This is a genomic window from Streptomyces spiramenti, from assembly GCF_012034385.1.
Lineage (GTDB): Bacteria > Actinomycetota > Actinomycetes > Streptomycetales > Streptomycetaceae > Streptomyces > Streptomyces spiramenti.
Window position 1 is genome coordinate 1 of sequence record NZ_JAAVJB010000105.1, and the last position, 17,247, is coordinate 17,247.

At 73.7% G+C, this 17,247-nt stretch carries 13 protein-coding genes and 1 pseudogene; 7 read left to right on the plus strand and 7 right to left on the minus strand.

Translation table 11 applies throughout. The features are described from left to right. Window positions 1-1,474 (minus strand): annotated as a pseudogene (locus HCJ92_RS13910) (hypothetical protein); the annotation flags it as partial. Between the two features lie 336 nt (window positions 1,475-1,810). Between HCJ92_RS13910 and HCJ92_RS13915 the strand changes: the two are divergent. From HCJ92_RS13915 to HCJ92_RS13945, 7 genes are all read left to right on the plus strand, one after another. Next, window positions 1,811-2,839, plus strand: coding sequence for an ATP-binding cassette domain-containing protein (locus HCJ92_RS13915; protein ID WP_167933900.1), 1,029 nt, complete (start codon window positions 1,811-1,813; stop codon window positions 2,837-2,839). Further along, entirely contained in the window at window positions 2,829-3,773 is a 945-nt protein-coding gene (locus tag HCJ92_RS13920) for an ABC transporter permease subunit (RefSeq protein WP_167933890.1), read from the plus strand. Before HCJ92_RS13915 ends, HCJ92_RS13920 begins: the two co-directional genes overlap by 11 nt. Window positions 3,774-3,775: 2 nt before the next feature. Continuing rightward, window positions 3,776-4,693 carry an ABC transporter ATP-binding protein gene (locus HCJ92_RS13925; protein WP_167933891.1) on the plus strand — a complete coding sequence of 306 codons (918 nt, stop codon included), beginning with the start codon at window positions 3,776-3,778 and terminating at the stop codon, window positions 4,691-4,693. Between the two features lie 24 nt (window positions 4,694-4,717). Beyond that, window positions 4,718-5,440: an ABC transporter permease subunit gene (locus HCJ92_RS13930; protein ID WP_167933901.1), complete on the plus strand. Its 723-nt coding sequence runs from the start codon at window positions 4,718-4,720 to the stop codon at window positions 5,438-5,440. A gap of 269 nt (window positions 5,441-5,709) precedes the next feature. Then, on the plus strand, window positions 5,710-7,419 hold the full coding sequence (locus HCJ92_RS13935; protein ID WP_167933892.1) for a hypothetical protein: 1,710 nt from the start codon (window positions 5,710-5,712) through the stop codon (window positions 7,417-7,419). A 693-nt stretch (window positions 7,420-8,112) separates the two neighbouring features. Continuing rightward, window positions 8,113-9,945, plus strand: coding sequence for a right-handed parallel beta-helix repeat-containing protein (locus HCJ92_RS13940; RefSeq protein ID WP_245240863.1), 1,833 nt, complete (start codon window positions 8,113-8,115; stop codon window positions 9,943-9,945). Window positions 9,946-10,342: 397 nt separating this feature from the next. Continuing rightward, a complete protein-coding gene (locus tag HCJ92_RS13945; RefSeq protein ID WP_167933893.1) occupies window positions 10,343-10,678 on the plus strand; it encodes a putative quinol monooxygenase in 336 nt (111 codons plus the stop codon). An 80-nt stretch (window positions 10,679-10,758) separates the two neighbouring features. Here the strand turns inward: HCJ92_RS13945 and HCJ92_RS13950 are convergent, their stop codons facing one another. From HCJ92_RS13950 to efeB, 6 genes are all read right to left on the minus strand, one after another. Then, window positions 10,759-11,376, minus strand: coding sequence for a hypothetical protein (locus HCJ92_RS13950; protein ID WP_167933894.1), 618 nt, complete (start codon window positions 11,374-11,376; stop codon window positions 10,759-10,761). A gap of 204 nt (window positions 11,377-11,580) precedes the next feature. Next, window positions 11,581-12,096: a hypothetical protein gene (locus HCJ92_RS13955; RefSeq protein WP_167933895.1), complete on the minus strand. Its 516-nt coding sequence runs from the start codon at window positions 12,094-12,096 to the stop codon at window positions 11,581-11,583. Window positions 12,097-12,135: 39 nt separating this feature from the next. Continuing rightward, on the minus strand, window positions 12,136-12,966 hold the full coding sequence (locus HCJ92_RS13960; RefSeq protein WP_167933896.1) for an HAD-IIB family hydrolase: 831 nt from the start codon (window positions 12,964-12,966) through the stop codon (window positions 12,136-12,138). Then, on the minus strand, window positions 12,963-14,264 hold the full coding sequence (gene serS, locus HCJ92_RS13965; RefSeq protein ID WP_167933897.1) for a serine--tRNA ligase: 1,302 nt from the start codon (window positions 14,262-14,264) through the stop codon (window positions 12,963-12,965). Before serS ends, HCJ92_RS13960 begins: the two co-directional genes overlap by 4 nt. Before the next feature lie 576 nt (window positions 14,265-14,840). Next, complete coding sequence (pheA, locus tag HCJ92_RS13970; RefSeq protein ID WP_167933898.1) at window positions 14,841-15,797, minus strand: prephenate dehydratase; 957 nt, start codon at window positions 15,795-15,797, stop codon at window positions 14,841-14,843. Between the two features lie 179 nt (window positions 15,798-15,976). Further along, on the minus strand, window positions 15,977-17,239 hold the full coding sequence (gene efeB / locus HCJ92_RS13975) for an iron uptake transporter deferrochelatase/peroxidase subunit (protein ID WP_338054172.1): 1,263 nt from the start codon (window positions 17,237-17,239) through the stop codon (window positions 15,977-15,979). Between the last annotated feature and the right edge of the window lie 8 nt (window positions 17,240-17,247).

Here is a 17,247-nt window from a genome sequence, read left to right on the forward strand (position 1 = left end):
CCCTGCCGCGCGGACGCGTCGGTGTCGTCGGCCCCGTCGGTGTCGTCGCTGTGGTCGTTGTGGTCGCTTCCGTCCGTCCCCTCCGCGCGGGGCGGACCCGGGACGTCCCGTCGCCGGCGGGGCCGCCCTGCGCCTGGTGGCCGACGACCCCGGCGGGGGCGCCGGGGAAGCCGGCCACCCCGGTCGCCCCGGGCAGCCGCGTCGGCCGGCCGTCGTCGGCGGTGTCACCCTGCCGCGCGGACGCGTCGGTGTCGTCGGCCCCGTCGGTGTCGTCGCTGTGGTCGTTGTGGTCGCTTCCGTCCGTCCCCTCCGCGCGGGGCGGACCCGGGACGTCCCCGGGGAGGTCGCCGACCGGCGGGGCGCCGTCGCCGGGCGGGGCCGGTGCGGCCGGGTGGTCGGCGGGCGGCGGGACGCCGGTTCCGCTCCGGTCGGGGGTGACGCGCAGGGCGTCGGTGACGGGCCGCACCCCGACGGCGTCCGCCACGGGGGCGAGTACCGGTGTCAGCAGCCCGCCGGCGGGGCGTTCGGCCCCCGGCGGGCCCGACCCGCCCTCGGGGACGGCCGGCCCGGGGTCGGGGGAACGCTCTCCGCTGCCCGCGCCGCTGTCGGTGCCCGGGTCGGTGACGCCCGTGACGGGGGCGAGGAGGTCGGTGACGGGGGCGAGCAACTCCCCGACCGGGATGATGAGTTCGCCGACCGGCGTCATCAGGTCGGCGACGATGCCGGAGGCTCCGCCGGACGCCCCGGTGCCGGAGGCCGCGGGGTCGTCCTCGGCGGAGCGCCGCGAGGGCTCGGAGGACGGGCCGGAATCGCCGGACCCGGCGTGGTTCCCGCCCGCGCGGGCGGCGGAGCGTTGCCGAGGCGCGGACGGGGTGCGGTCGACCGAGTCGCTTCGCACGGGCACCGCACCGGGAGCGGCGGCCTCGGCGCCCTCCCTCTCGGGCGGGGCCCCGGCCGTCGCGTCCCCTTCGGAGCTCTTCCGCTCCGGCGACGACTCGCGAGGCGTCACGTCGGTCGGGGTCGGCCCGTCGGGTATCGCCTCGTCCGGCGCCGACCCGTCCGCTGCAGTCCCGTCCGGCGCCCCGTGACCGCCGGGGGCGCCCCGGTCGCCGAGGAGCGCGGCCAGCAGCCCGGATATCGGCCCCCGCGCGCCTCCCGGCGCCCGATCCACCGCACCGTTGCGGACGTCGTCCTCGGCGCCGCGTTCCCGCCCGTCGGCGGGGGTGTGGGCGACCGTCGCGCCGTGGTGGTCGCGGGCGGCGGCCCCGGCCGTACCGTCGGCGGACGCCGTCCCGGCAGTGGCGACACCGGCGGCGAGGAGACCGCCGAGGAACGCGGTGGCGACGACCAGCCGCCGGGTGCGGCGCGGCCTCGCCCACTGCTCGGGGGCGGCCGGGCCGCTTCGCGCCCCGGGGGTGCGCGGGGCGCCGGAGCGGGCGACGTCGGGCGACGGCGCGGTCCGGGACCTCCTCATTCGCCCGCTCACCTTCCGATCCCGCCCCGTGGCGCTCGATTCGCGCGGTATCGGCCGCGTCCGGGCGTGCGCCTGCCCTGTGCACCACGCAGCTAACGTCCCGTGCGGGGCGGATGTCACGGCGGGGGCCGGCGAAGCCGGAGGGGTCGAGGGTGCGCACGGGGCGGGCGCGACCGGTGGGACGAACCGGTCACCCGACCTGGTCGACCGACCCTCAGCTCTCCCGGTCCCGCCCCTTACGGGACGTCCGACCAGGGGACGACGACGAGCCGCCCGCGACGAGACCTTCGGCTGACGTCCGGTGCCCGGCGGCCGGGTAGCGTCATCCGGGTGACTGTGATCGTGACGGAGGGGCTCAGCAAGCGGTACCCAGGGGTTACCGCGCTGGACCGGCTCACCGTGTCGATCGGACCGGGTGTCACCGGTCTGGTCGGCGCCAACGGAGCCGGTAAGTCGACCCTCATCAAACTCCTGCTCGGCCTCGCACCGGCCAGCGAGGGCACCTCGCTCGTACTCGGCAAGGACTCGGCGACCGAGGGCGCGGCCATCCGCGAACAGGTCGGCTACATGCCGGAGCACGACTGCCTGCCGCCGGACGTGCCCGCCACCGAGTTCGTCGTCCACATGGCCCGCATGTCGGGGCTGCCACGCGCCGCCGCGCGGGAGCGGACCGCGGACACGCTGCGGCACGTCGGCCTCTACGAGGAGCGCTACCGCCCGATGGGCGGCTACTCGACGGGCATGAAGCAGCGGGTCAAGCTGGCGCAGGCGCTGGTCCACGACCCGCGCCTGGTGCTGCTGGACGAGCCGACCAACGGACTCGACCCCGCCGGGCGGGACGAGATGCTGGCGCTGATCCGCCGCGTCCACACCGACTTCGGCATCTCCGTCCTCACCACCTCGCACCTGCTCGGCGAGTTGGAACGCGTCTCGGACCACGTCGTCGTCATCGACGGCGGCAAGCTGCTGCGCTCCGAGCCGATCGGCGGGTTCACCTCCTCCACCACGACGCTGGCGGTCGAGGTCACCGACTCCGACCTCCACCCCAGCGGCGCCACCTCGCTGCACGACGCGCTGGTCACCGCCGGCGTCACCGTGCGCCGCGACGGCGGCCAGCTGGTGATGGTCGAGATCCCGCCCGGCGAGGCGGGCGAACGCGGCTACGACACCGTGCGCGACACCATCACCGACCTCGGCCTCGGCCTGATCCGGATGGAACAGCGCCGCCGCCGCATCGCCGAGGTGTTCTCGACCCGCGCGGACGGCTCCCCCGCCGAACCGCCGACCGCGCCCACCGCCCCGGCCGCCGCTGCCCCGGCCCCGGCCCCGGCCGCACAGGAAGGAGCGGACCGCCGTGCCGAATGACCAGGCCGCCGACCCGGCGATCACCGGCGGTGCCCCCGCCGGGGGCGCCACCGCCCGCGGCGACGCCCGCATCCACAACATCGGCTACCGCGGCTACGACGGCCCCCGGTTGGGACGCTCGCACGCCCGGCGCGCCCTGGTGGAGCAGTCCGTGCGCGGTGCCTTCGGCATCGGCCGCTCCGCGAAGTCGAAGATCCTGCCGCTGCTGCTGCTCGCGATCATGGTGTTCCCCGCCGTGATCATGGTCGCCGTCTCCCTGGTGACCAACACCGACGAGCTGCCGCTGGAGTACACCCGGTACGCGGTGATGCTGCAACCGGTGCTCGGCCTGTACATCGCGCTGGCCGCGCCGCAGATGGTCTCGCTCGACCTGCGGTACCGCACCATCCCGCTGTACTTCTCCCGGCCGTTGGAGCGCACCGACTACGTCGCGGCCAAGCTGACCGCGCTGGGCGTCGCGATCTTCCTCTTCACCGCGCTGCCGCTGCTGGTGCTGTACATCGGCGCGCTGCTGGCCGAGTTGGACGCCGGCGACCAGACCGTCGGCTTCCTCCAGGGCATCGCCGGGGCCGTCGTCTTCGCACTGCTCCACGCCGCGATCGCGCTGCTGATCGCCTCGCTCACCCCGCGCCGCGGCTTCGGCGTCGCCGCGGTCATCGCCGTGCTGACGGTGCCGTTCTTCGCGGCCACCTCCCTCCAGTGGATCCTCCACGACCTCGGCAACGAGGCGGCCGTGGGCTGGGTCGGGCTGCTCTCGCCCGGCACTCTCATGGACGGCATCCAGGGCGCCTACCTCGGTGGCGCCACCGACTTCCCGCCGGGGGCGGACCCGTCCGCGGGCGGCATGGGGGTGGCGTACCTGCTGGTCACCTTCGGCCTCGCCGCGCTCTGCTCGTTCCTGCTGCTCCGCCGCTACCGGAAGGAGGGGATCTGATCATGGCCGTCGTGCGCATCGAGAACGTGTCCCGCTGGTTCGGGAACGTCGTCGCCGTCAATGACGTGTCGATCGACATCACGCCGGGGATCACCGGCCTGCTCGGCCCCAACGGCGCCGGCAAGTCGACGCTGATCCACATGATGAGCGGCTTCCTGCCGCCCTCCGACGGTTCGGTCACCCTCGACGGCGAGGTCATCTGGCGCAACGCCGGGGCCTACCGCCGCATCGGGCTGGTCCCCGAGACGGAGTCCACCTACGAGTTCCTCGACGGCCGGGAGTTCGTGCGCGCCAACGCCGAGCTCCAGGGACTGCCCGACCCGGGCGCCGCAACCGAACGCGCCCTGGAGACGGTCGAGATGACCGCCGCCGCGGACCGGCCGGTCGGCACCTACAGCAAGGGCATGCGACAGCGCGTCAAGATGGCGTCCGCGCTGGTCCACGACCCGGCGGTCCTGCTGCTGGACGAGCCGTTCAACGGCATGGACCCGCGTCAGCGCATGCACCTCATGGAGCTGCTGCGCCGCATGGGCGACGAGGGACGCACCGTCCTGTTCTCCTCCCACATCCTGGAGGAGGTCGAGCAGCTCGCCTCCCACATCGAGGTGATCGTCGCGGGGCGGCACGCCGCCTCCGGTGACTTCCGCCGCATCCGGCGGTTGATGACCGACCGGCCCCACCGCTACCTGATCCGTTCCAGCGACGACCGTGCGCTGGCCGCGGCGCTGATCGCCGACCCGTGCACCCAGGGACTCGAACTCGACCCCAAGGAAAAGGCGTTGAAGGTCGAGGCTGTCGACTTCCACCGCTTCGCCGCACGGCTCCCGGTGCTGGCGCGGGAACGCGGCATCCGCCTGCTGACGGTCTCACCCTCCGACGAGTCGCTGGAAAGCGTCTTCTCCTACCTGGTCAGTGCGTAAGGAGACCGTGCAACCATGACCGCCATCTACCACCCCACGGTCGCCCGGCTGACGTTCCGCGCGCTGCTGGGCCGCAAACGGGCCCTGATCATGGGCGTGCTGCCCGCGCTGCTGCTCGTCATCGCCGTCGCGGTGCGGATGCTCAGCGGCGCCGACGACCGCGCCGCGGTCTCCGTCCTCGGCGGGTTCGCGCTCGCCGCGGTCGTGCCGCTGGTCTGCGTCATCGCCGGCACCGGCTCGATCGCCCCGGAGATCGACGACGGCTCGGTGGTCTACCTGCTGTCCAAGCCGGTGAGCCGCCAGACCATCATCACCACCAAGTTCATCGTCGCCGTCGCGGTGACCGGCATGTTCACCGTGGTCCCGGTGTACGTCGCCGGACTGATCCTCAACGGCAACAGCCAGTACATCGCCTTCGCCTACACGGCGGCGACCGCCGCCGCGGTGATCGCCTACAGCGCCATCTTCCTGCTGCTGGGCGTCATCTCGCGGAACGCCGTGGTGATCGGCCTGATCTACGCGCTGATCTGGGAGGCGCTGTTCGGCCGGCTCATGCCGGGCGTCGGCAACCTGTCGGTGCAGCAGTGGTCGCTCACCCTCGCCGAGCGGATCGCGTCGACCGGGGCCAACGTCAGCTCCACCGTCTCGCTGCCCGCCGGGGTGATCCTGCTGGTCCTCGCCACTGTCGGCGGCGTCTGGTACGCCGGCCGCCGCCTGGCCTCGTTCACCTTCGCCGGGGAGCACTGACCCGGCGAACCGACCGAGTAACCGGTCAGGGCGCGCCGGTCGGGGCGCCGACCGGAGCGGTCGTCCGCCCACCCATCCACCCGCACCGCGCCCGAACGGGCCGCTGCCGCACCACCGAGCCCACGGGCGGTCCGACCGGGTATACCACCCGATGGGGCCGCCCGTGGGCTCTTTGTCGCTTTCCGCCTGGAGCGCCCCGGACCGTGCTACCGCTGGAACCGTCGAGCCGCCTGCCCGCCCGGGGCCCGCGGCGGCGGGAGGTACCACGCGTGACCCAGACCGGCAGCAGCCCCCTGGCCCACCGGACCGTGCTGGCGGTCCCCGACGCCCACGCCCCGATCGACACCGTGCGACGGGTCGGTGCGGACTGGTTGCGGGAGAGGTTCGGACGGGCCCCCACCCACTCCGGGCACCACCGCCTCGGCGAGGCGGCGGTCCTCACCAACCAGGCCGCCTACCGCCCCGACGGCAGCGAGCACGCCGTCCGCCTGCAACTGCGCGAGGACCTCGCCGAGGCGACCTGGCGGACCACCGTCACCTGCGTCACCGCCCCCGAGGGCGGCGCCCTCGTCGCCGTCACCCTGGAGGGATTCGCCGACCACGGCATGCCGCCGGCTCCCCCGCGCCCACCGCTGGTGCGCGAACTCGTAGGGGCACTCCGCCCGTTGGACGGGCTGGCTCCGCTCACCCTCGACGCCGTCCCCGTCGGCCCGCAGGAGGTCGACGAGCTGATCGACATCCTCTGCGACCCCGGGCGGCGGCTGCCCGCCGTCGTCGCCGCCGCCCCGCTGCATCCCGAACCGCTGTGGTGGGAACGGTTGGCCTCGGTGGTGGACCGGTGCGCGGGCGCAGCCTCGACGCACCTGCTCCGCGACACCGAGGCGGTCGACGCCTTCCGCGACGCCGTGGGCGAGCACCACCGCGTCGCCCCCGGCGCCGTACGGACCTTCCGTGTCGACGCCGACCCCGGCTGGCCGGCCGACGGCGCCCGCCACCGGTACCTCACCGTCGGCCGGCTCGGCGACCCCGACGACCGCGCCTGGCTCACCATCGCCCCCACCGTGCGGCGCATCGCCACCCTGGCGCCGGTGCCGGAGCCGCTGCGGGAGGTGCGGTTCACCGAGGAGAGCCGACGCCGCGACGAACAGCGCCGGGCGGCGCTCGCGGCCGACGGAGCGCTCGAACTGGACTCCCTGCGCGCGGAGAACGCCGAGCTGAAGCAGCTCCTGGCCGTCGCCGACGCCGACCTCCGCGAGAGCCGCACCGGTACCGACCTCGCCGCCCGCAACGTCGACGCCCGCGAGGCCGAACTGCGAGCGCTCCAGCAGCTGTACGACGAGGACTTCGAGGACGCGCTGCGCATGCTGGAGGAGCTGGACAGCGCCCGCGGTCAACTGCGGGAGCTGCGGCAGCGGTTGCGGGAGCGGGGCCGAGCCGTCCCCGGTCCGCGGCACCGGCCGGCCGCCGGCCGCCCCCCGGAGCGTCAGGCCGTGCCGAGCACCTTCGAGGAACTGCTGCAACGCTGCTCGGCCGCGTTCCCCAGCCTCACCGTCACCGCCGAGCCCGGCCCGGCGCTGCGGCTCGACGAGTGCGACGGCGCGCGCCGCTGGGCGCGGAAGGCGTGGCAGGCGCTCGGCGCACTGGACTCCTACGCGGACGGTGTCCGGGGCGGGTTCCGGGGCGGTTTCTACCAGCACTGCCAGGAGGGCCGGGCCGGTTCCGTCACCTGGCCCCGGAACCAGCTCGCCAGCAACGAGTCACCGACCACCATGGCCAAATGGGGCACGCAACGGGTCTTCGAGGTGCCGGCGGCGATCGACCCCAGCGGGCGCTCCGTGATGGAGGCGCATCTCAAGCTCGGCTCCAAGGGCAGCAGTTCGCCCCGGATCTACTACCTCGACGACACCCGCGGCAAGGGCCGGACGCGGTCGGTGATCGTGGGGTACATCGGCCCGCACCTCACCAACACCCGCAGCTGAGGCGCACGTTGTCGCCCCGCGCCCCGCACCCCGGCACAGGGCGGCAGGGCGACAGGGCGGCACGCCGGGCGGACGGCCACGGCGGACGAGCGGCGGCGGACAGGGGGGGCGGCGGACAGGGGGGCGGCGGACACGCGGCGGGCGGCGCAGCGGTCCGGACCCGCGGCGTTCCGCCGCTTGCCGGGGCGGCGGGGTGGGGCGGCCCCGCGCGGACCGGGGGCGGTCACGCCTGCCTCTCGGGCGTCCCGGCGGAGCCCCGGCCGCACACTCCCGAAGTGGCGCCGCCACCCGCGTCGACTGCCCCCGGGCGGGCGCGGCGCCGAGGTCGCGCGGTCGCCGTCGGCGGGGAGCGGCATCGGCAGCGGCGAAGCGCGGGCGCACGCCCAAAATAGTTGCCGGCTGCTCAACTGGCATATGACACAGCCCAGTTGCTGAAACCGGCATGGCGCCAGGGACGGGAACAGCGGGCTAAACACACAACCGGTTGCAAGTCCAGCGATGCGCTTCTCAGCAGTGCGAGAGCGCTTACTACCAAGTGGTGTCGCTTGTATTGACAGGCCATGACCGTGAGGCAACTCTGTTACGACCATGTAACTGCAAGGGGTTGCAATACCTCGTCGGCGGCTCCGTTCCGGAGGTCCGCGCCCGCACCACGCCTTGATCAGCACGCCTTTCCCTCGGAGAGAGGTAGCCATGTCACGCATACATTCCCGTCGTCGGCAGCGCCGTTGGTACGCGACCGTCGCCGTTACCCTGGCCGGCACGATGGGGGTCTGGCTGCTCGGCGCAGCCGGACCCGCCAGCGCGGCGACCGTGTTGTCGGAGAACTTCGAGAACGGCGCGCCCAGCGGCTGGGCCAAGTCCGGGGGCGACTGGTTCGTCGCCCCGGACAGCGGCTCGCAGGTCTTCAAGCAGTCCAAGTCCGACAGTGAGCTCGCCCGGCAGCTGGCGGGTGACACCTCCTGGCGGAACTACACGGTCCAGGCCCGGGTGAAGCCGGACAGCTTCGCCGGTGCCACGTCGTTCGCCGGCCTGGGGTCGCGGGCCGGCAGCGCCACCAGGATGTACCGGGTCGCGCTCTTCGCGGACCGCGCCGAGTTGCAGTCCGTCAACGGCGGCCAGGTCAGCGTCCTGGGCAGCCGCAACCTCTCACGTACCGCCGGCACCTGGCACACCCTGGCCCTCACCACCGAGGGCTCCACCGTGAGCGGCACCGTCAACGGCCAGACGATCGCCTCCGTCAGCAACAGCGCCTGGAGTGCGGGCCGCATCGGCCTGGTCACCGGCTACGCCGCCGCCTCGTTCGACGACGTGGTCGTCAACGACAGCAGCCCCGGCAACCCCGACCCGACCAACCCCGACCCCACGAACCCGGACCCGACGAACCCGGACCCGACCAACCCGGACCCGACCAACCCGGGCACTCCTCCGCCCCCGACCGGGCCGGTGCTCTACGCGGCGCCCAACGGCCGTGACAACGCGGCCGGCACCCAGTCCGACCCGACCACGGTCCCCTCGGCGATCAACCGCGTCACCCCCGGCGGCACCATCTACCTGCGGGGCGGTCGCTACAACTACTCCCAGTCGATCGTCATCCAGCCCGGGAACAACGGCACCGCCTCGACGCGCACCAAGCTGACCGCCCTGCCGGGCGAGACACCGGTGCTGAACTTCTCCGCCATGGCCGAGGACCCCGCCAACCGCGGCCTCTCCGTCAACGGCAACTACTGGCACCTCTACGGCCTCACCGTGGAGCATGCCGGCGACAACGGGATCTTCATCGGCGGCAACCACAACATCGTGGAGCGAGCGGTCACCCGCTTCAACCACGACACCGGCCTCCAGATCTCCCGGATCGCCTCCACCACCCCGAACAGCCAGTGGCCCTCGCACAACCTGATCATCAGCTCGGTGTCGCACGACAACGCCGACTCGGACGGTGAGGACGCGGACGGCTTCGCCGCGAAGCTGACCTCCGGCCCGGGCAACGTCTTCCGCCACACCGTCGCCCACAACAACATCGACGACGGTTGGGACCTCTACACCAAGAAGGACACCGGTCCGATCGGCGCGGTGACCATCGAGAACTCGCTCGCCTACCGCAACGGCACCCTGAGCAACGGCACGCAGAACCCCAGCGGTGACCGTAACGGCTTCAAGCTGGGCGGCGAGGACATCTCGGTCAGCCACACCATCCACCGCAACATCGCCTACGACAACGGCAAGCACGGCTTCACCTACAACCGGAACCTCGGCACCATGTCGGTGCGGGGGAACGTCAGCATCGACTCCACGCAGCGCAACTTCCAGTTCGACGGCGGCACCTCGGTCTTCCGCGACAACACCTCCTGCCACAGCGCCAAGGGGTCGAACGACCGGACGATCGGCAACGCCGACAGCTCCAACCAGTTCTGGTCGGGCTCCAACGGCTCCAGGTGCGCCAACTACAGCGGCGCGCTGGCCTGGTCCTTCAACGCGGACGGCAGCCTCCGCGTGACCTTCGGCGGCCGGCAGGTCCTTCCCTGACCGACCCCGCCCCGACGGCCCGCCGCCCCGGCACCCACCGGAGCGGCGGGCCCACCCATGTCCGGCTCCCGCCCGGCCCGCGGCGCGCCGCACGGCATCTCGCCCCATCGGAGCATCGCGCGGATACGGCGGATACGGCGGGTACGGCGGGTGCGAGCCGCGATGCTCCGTCCTGCGATCCACCGCACCGGACACCGCGGGCCTTACCGGCGCGATTCACCGGACAGGACTTAGGCTCCGTCAGCGAGGGAGGAACGTTCCCCGGCCGTGTGACCTGCCCCGAACCGGGCAGGGACCGTCCGGCGGGGCCGGCGCCGCCCCGCCGGCGCGGGTCCGACACCGGACCCGACCGGCTCACCCCACCCGACCCGACCCGACCCGACACCGAGGACATCCCTTGATCTTCATCACCGTCAAGTTCACCGTCCGCCCCGAGCACGCCGAGGGATGGCTGGACCTGGTGGACGACTTCACCAGGGCCACCCGCGCCGAGCCGGGCAACCTGTTCTTCGAGTGGTCCCGCAGCGTGGACGACCCGACCGTGTTCTACCTGGTCGAGGGCTTCCGCGACGGCGAGGCCGGCAAGGCCCACGTCGAGGCCGACCACTTCACGGCCGGCACCGAGACCATGTCCACCGCGGTGGCGACCCGTCCGAGCATCGTCTCCACCGAGATCCCGGGCATGGACGGCTGGGGCGAGATGGGCGAGGTCTCCCCCCGCGAGAGCGCCTGACCGGCGGGGCCGGGCGGCGGCAGTCCCCGCCCGGCCCTTCCCGGCCCCCGGCCCACCAGGGCCCGTCCCCCGCCCGCGCCTCAGCGCTTCTCCCGCCGAGGCGTCGGGTCGACCCGCACCTCGACCGGGAACGGCACCCGCAGCGCGTCGGGGTTCATGCCCTGGCCGAGCAGCGCACGCGCGACCTCGTCGAAGCGGGTCGTGGAGACCGGGAGGTAGTGACCGTCACGGGTCACGATCTCCAGCCCGGGCCCCGGCTCGACCACGAAGTTCTTCACCGAGACCCGCCACTTGCCGCGCTTGCCGAACTCCGCGGCCCCCAGGTAGTGGATGGCTGCGGTGGGCACCTTCGCCTCCTTCTGCCCGGCGCTCAGCACCAGGGTGTTCTTCCGCAGCTCCATGCGGGCCGCCGCGAACCAGAGCGCGATCCCCCCGATCACGAAGCCGCCCACGACCGCCCCGACCACCGTCGACACCACGGCGACCCAGTCGGCGGTTCCGCTGCCCACGGCCATCCCGTACCCGATACCGCCGATGACGGCACCCCCGAACAGCGCGAGCGGGACGGCCTGCCACACCATCGCGGAGCTCGGGCGGTGATGCCACCGGTAGCGGCCCTCACCGACCAGGCCGTTGCTCCTCACGTAAGCGGGCCGCTCGCCCGCCCGTTCGTCCGACTGCTCCGCTGCGCTGGTCATGCGCGTGCTCTCCCCGACTCGCCGTACGCCCGACCGCTCCCGGCCACGGTGGACGGGTGGCGCGGGCCCTCGCCGACGACGCTAGGGGCTGCCCCGTCGCCCGCCGGTAGCAGCGCGGTAGCGCCTCGGGTAGCGCGGCGGGCCCGTGGCAGCGGGGGCACCCGGGCCGGGCGACGGCGTGGGAGGCGGTGGGGCGGATCGCCGTCAGCCGCGGGCCTCCCGGGCGAAGCGGACGGGTTGCCAGACCGCAGGGGAGAGCAGTGCGTGCGCGGCCAGCGCCACCAGCGCGACCAGCGCCTCCACGCCCATGAGGAACTCCACGATCGCCGCGGGCAGTTCGCTCACGGCGGTGGAGCCCGAGAAGAGTCCGACCAGCAGCGTCAGCACGGCGAGCGCGGCCACCGTGACCGCCACGTGCAGCCCGAGCAGGACCAGGCGGCGCGCCGTGCCGCGCGGGCGGGCGTCGGCACCGTCCGGGAACAGCGCCGAGGCCGGTCCTGCCGCCGTCAGCGGCAGCACCACCAGCGCGGCGACCACCGCGGCGAGCCGCAGCACGTCGGTGTGGTGGCGGAGCTGGTCGGCCACGGTCCGGCCCTCGACGACCGCCTGCGCGGCGAAGGTCAGGAGCGCGAGCCACAACAGCAGCAGGAACAGCGTGGCGCGGCCCGCCGGACGCGGCCCGCGCCGGGGCCCGCCGTCGGACGGCCCACGCCGTGTCACGTCCTCGCCCACCCCGCGCCCCCTCCGTTTCGGCGGATGTCAGCCGGTGGCCAGCAGCTTCTCCAGCACCACCGCGATGCCGTCCTCCTCGTTGCCGGCGGTCACCTCGTCGGCGATCTCCACCACCGCGGGGTGCGCGCCCGCCATGGCGACGCTGTGCGCGGCCCAGCGGAACATGGGGATGTCGTTGGGCATGTCGCCGAAGGCGATGGTGTCGGCGCCCCGGACGCCGAGGCGGCGTCCGGCGATGGACAGCCCGCTGGCCTTGGTGAGACCGAGCGGGAGCAGCTCGACCGTGCCGGGGCCGGCCATGACCACGCCGACGGTGTTGTTGACGAGCCGCCCGGCGGCCTCGGTGAGTTCGTCGTCGTCCAGCTCGGGGTGACGGAGGTAGAGCTTCATCAGCGGCTCCGCCCACAGCTCGGCGCGGTCCTCGTAGGGGACGGCGGCGAGTGGTTCACCCTCGACGCGCTCGGGGACGAGCCCGGGGAAACCGGCGGGGTCGAAGAGGACGATGCCGTCGGCGCCGTCCCGGGTCGCCGCGATCCACAACGGGCCGAGTTCCGCCTCCAGCGCGTCGACCGCGTGGCGCGCGGCCCGGCGGTCGAGGGTCACCGAGGTCAGCAGCCGGTGCTCCCCCGCGTGGTACACCTGTGCGCCCTGACCGCAGACGGCGAGACCGTCGTACCCGAGGTCGTCCAGGACGTGGCGGGTCCAGCCGACGTTCCGGCCGGTGACCACGATGTGGGCGGCGCCCGCGCGGGTCACCGCCGCCAGGGCCTCCCTGGTGCGCGGCGACACGGTGCCGTCGCCGCGCAGCAGGGTGCCGTCGAGGTCGGTGGCGACCAGCCGGTACGGGAAGCCGGTCACGAGCCGGAGGGTGCGGTCGCGGCGCCCAGCGGCTCCAGCACCTCGCGCCCCCCGAGGAACGGCCGCAGCATCTCCGGCACGTGCACCGAGCCGTCGGGCCGCTGGTGGTTCTCCAGCAGGGCCACGATGGTGCGGGGGACGGCGCAGAGCGTGCCGTTGAGGGTGGCGACCGGGCGGGTGCGACCGCCGGCCTCGCGGGTGCGGACCGACAGGCGGCGGGCCTGGAAGGAGTCGCAGTTGGAGGCGGAGGTCAGCTCGCGGTACTTGCCCTGGGTGGGGATCCACGCCTCGCAGTCGAACTTGCGGGAGGCCGAGGACCCGAGGTCACCGGTGGCGACGTCGATGACCTGGAACGGCAGTTCCAGGGCGGTCAGCCACTGCTTCTCCCACTCCAGCAGCCTCCGGTGCTCGGCTTCCGCCTCCTCCGGGTCGACGAAGCAGAACATCTCGACCTTGTCGAACTGGTGGACGCGGAAGATGCCGCGGGTGTCCTTGCCGTAGGTACCGGCCTCGCGGCGGAAGCAGGGGGAGAACCCGGCGTACCGCAGCGGCAGCTTCCCGCTGGGGACGATCTCGTCCATGTGGTAAGCGGCGAGCGGTACTTCGGAGGTGCCGACGAGGTAGTAGTCGTCGCGCTCCAGGTGGTAGACGTTCTCCGCCGCCTGGCCAAGGAACCCGGTGCCCTCCATGGCGCGCGGGCGGACCAGCGCTGGGGTGAGCATCGGGACGAAGCCGGCGTCGCCGGCCTGGGCGATCGCCGCGTTGACCAGGGCGAGTTCGAGCAGAGCGCCGATGCCGGTGAGGTAGTAGAAGCGGGAGCCGGAGACCTTGGCGCCGCGTTCGACGTCGATGGCGCCGAGCAGTTCGCCCAGCTCCAGGTGGTCCTTGGGCTCGAAGCCCTCGGCGGCGAAGTCGCGGATGGTCCCGTGGGTCTCCAGGACGGCGAAGTCCTCCTCGCCGCCGACCGGGACGTCCGGGTGGACGATGTTGCTCAGCCCGAGCAGCAGTCGCTGGGCCTCCTCGTCGGCCTCGGACCGCTCGGCGTCCGCCGCCTTGACGGCGGCCGACAGCTCACCGGCCTTCTTGAGCAGTTCTGCCTTCTCGTCGCCCTGCGCCCGGGGTACGAGCTTGCCGAGCTGCTTCTGCTCGGCGCGCAGCTCGTCGAATCGACTGCCGGACGACCGGCGCCGCTCGTCGGCGGAGAGCAGCGCGTCGACGAGGTCGACGTCCTCTCCACGGGCGCGCTGCGAAGCGCGGACACGGTCGGGGTCGTCTCTCAGCTGCCGAAGGTCGATCACGGCACCAGGCTACCGGGCGGCGGGCGACCGCCACCACCTGCCGGGCGCTCCACGAGATGCCCCCGATGGGCGATTCGCCCGTTGTGGGGGATCGCGTAGCGTGACGTGAATCCACAGCTCAGGAGCGCTTTCCCAAAGTTATCCACAGGCGGGCGCCGCCGCCTGTGGATGGCGGACCACCCCCCACGCACGAGTTCCGACCGGGGGACCGCGGCGTGAGCGGTCAGAGCTATGGGCGTTTTTCAGCTGAATTGACCGTCATGAATCGGGACATGTCACAGGAGCAGGCGACTCGCGGTGACCCTTGGTGTCTTTGATGACTCTGGGATGGTCATGGCGCCATGTCGACAATGACCGCTTCCCGTATCGACTTATGCACAGGCAACCCGCCCAGCCTGTGGATAACCCGGACCCCGGCGTTGCGTGGTGCGCACAGACCGGCGCGGCACCGTCACCGCTCCGGCACAGGCCGCGCCCACCGCGCGGGCCACGGGCGCGCCGCGCGCCCGACCCAGCCGCACACGGTCATGGCGGGGCCGGGGCGGTCAGGGGACGGTCACGATCCGCCGAGGGCGGTCAGGGTCGGTCGGGAACCTCGCCCGGCAGCTCACCCCGGCCGTCGAAACAGCGGTTCAGCCAGTCGTTGGCCGCCAGGAAGGCCTCGTCCGAGGTCCCGGCACGCAGCTGCGGCCGGCCGCCGTCCGCACGGGGGTACGAGCCCAGGTACCGCACCCCGGCACACAGCCGCCGCAGCCCCATCAGCGCCTCGCCGACCCTGCGGTCCGACAGGTGTCCCTCGCAGTCCACCTGGAAGCAGTACTGACCGATCCCGCCCCCCGTCGGCCGCGACTCGATCCGCATCAGGTTGACCCCGCGCGCCGCGAACTCCTGGAGCAGCTCCAGCAGCGCGCCGGGGTGGTCGTCACGCAGCCACAGCACCACCGAGCTCTTGTCGGCGCCGGTCGGTGAGGAGGGCCGCGCGGGCCGCCCCACCAGCACGAACCGGGTGGCGGCGTTCTCCGCGTCGTGGATGTCGGTGACGAGCGGGTGCAGACCGTAGGTCGCCGCCGCGAACTCCCCCGCGAACGCCGCGTCGTACCGGCCCTCCTGCACCAGCCGCGCGCCGTCCGCGTTGGAGGCTGCCGACTCCCACTGCGCCTGGGGCAGATGGCGCTCCGACCAGCGCCTGACCTGCGGCTGCGCCACCGGGTGACCGGTGACGGTCTTGACCGCCGCCAGCTCCGTCCCCGGCCGCACCAGCAAGGCGAAGGCGATGGGGAGCAACACCTCGCGGTAGATCATCAGCGGCCTGCCGGAGGCGAGCTCGTCGATGGTCGCCGTGACCCCGCCCTCGACCGAGTTCTCGATCGGCACGAGGGCGCCGCCCGCCTCCCGGTTGCGCACGGCGTCCAGGGCCGCCGGGACCGAGACCATCGGGACCAGCTCCCGGGTGGCGGCCTCGGGCAGCGTGCGCAGTGCGGCCTCGGTGAAGGTGCCCTCGGGCCCGAGGTAGGTGTAGCGGCTCGACGTCATGGGCCAACGGTAGTCCCGCCCGGGAGCCGCCGACGCCACGTCCCGGCCCCCGGGCGCCGTGCCGCACGAGGCCCCGACCGCCGCCGAACGACGGCCGCGGTCCGCGCGTCGGGCGTGCTCCCGCGCCCGGGCCCGCGCGCCCTCAGTCCGCCGGCGTTCCAGCACTCAGCGCTCAGCGCTCAGCCCTCCAGCAGACCCTGCCCGACGTACTCCCCCGCCGCCGCGCCCGGCGGGACCGCGAAGAGCGCCGACGCCTCGTGCCGCAGGAACGGCGAGAGCGCGTCGCCGCGGTCCAGCTTCCGCTGCACCGTGACGAAGGACCGGTAGGGATCGGCCTGCCAGCACAGGAAGAGCAGCCCGGCGTCCGGCGTCCCGTCGTCCCGGAACCCGTCGTGGTACGAGAACGGCCGGCGCAGCATGGTCGCCCCGTCGTTGCTCTCCGGCGCGGAGACCCGCACATGCGCGTCGGCCGCGATCACCGGGGCGCCTGACTCCGTGCGGGCGTCGAGGTCGACCGGTGTCGCCTCCTCGCCGCCGGTCAGCGGCGCCCCGTCCGCCTTCCGGCGCCCGATGACGGCCTCCTGCTCCTCCAGCGGCTCCTGCTCCCACTGGTCCAGCAGCATCCGGATGCGGCGCATCACCACGTACGAACCACCCGCCATCCACGCCTCCTCGGCTCGGGCGGTGGAACGCTCGGCGCCCGGCCCGTCGGGGTCCGGCACGAAGACGTGGCGGGCGAAGTCCTCGTCGGCCTCACGCGGGTTGCTGGTGCCGTCGACCTGCCCCATCAGGTTGCGTGCCGTCATCGGGGAGGCGGTGGCGCCCCGCGCCCGGTTGAAGCCGCTGTGCTGCCACCGCAGGCGGGCGGCGCCCGAGTCGGCCGCCGCCCGCTGCACGGCCCGCAGTGCGTGGAAGGCGACCAGCGCGTCGTCCGCGCCGACGGCCACCCACAGGTCACCGTCGGACCGTTCGCGGTCCAGCTCGTCGGCGGAGAAGTTCGGCAGCGGGCGGAGCGCTCGCGGGCGACGGTCCGCCAGCCCGGTGGCGTCGAAGAAGGAGTACCCGAGGCCGATGGTGACCGTCAGCGAGGAGGGCCCGGCGTCCAGCGCGACTCCGGTGTCCCGGTCCCCGGGTTCGCCCGCCATCAGCGCCGCCGACAGCTCCGTCCAACGGCGGAGCAGCAGGGCGGCGGCACGGCTGGAGTCCGCGGCATCCGCGGCGACCAGGTCGAAGCCGAGCAGGTGGCCGTGGGCCTGCGCCGGGGTGGTGATGCCGGGCTGGTGACGACCGTGGAACGGGACCGACGCCTCGCCGACCGCGCTGAGGGGGGTCGCCCCCTTCTCCTGCGCGGCACGGGCCCCCGCCACGCCGCCGCCGGTGCCCACCACCAGCCCGAGCGCCGCCGCGCCGCCGCCGGTGGCGAGCAGCGCCCGCCGGGACACCCCGCCGG

Coding starts and splice junctions, on each gene's coding strand:
- HCJ92_RS13925 (WP_167933891.1), top strand. CDS start 3,776: ATGGCCGTCGTGCGCATCGAGAACGTGTCCCGCTGGTTCGGGAACGTC.
- HCJ92_RS13940 (WP_245240863.1), top strand. CDS start 8,113: ATGTCACGCATACATTCCCGTCGTCGGCAGCGCCGTTGGTACGCGACC.
- HCJ92_RS13950 (WP_167933894.1), bottom strand. CDS start 11,376: ATGACCAGCGCAGCGGAGCAGTCGGACGAACGGGCGGGCGAGCGGCCC.
- pheA (WP_167933898.1), bottom strand. CDS start 15,797: ATGACGTCGAGCCGCTACACCTACCTCGGGCCCGAGGGCACCTTCACC.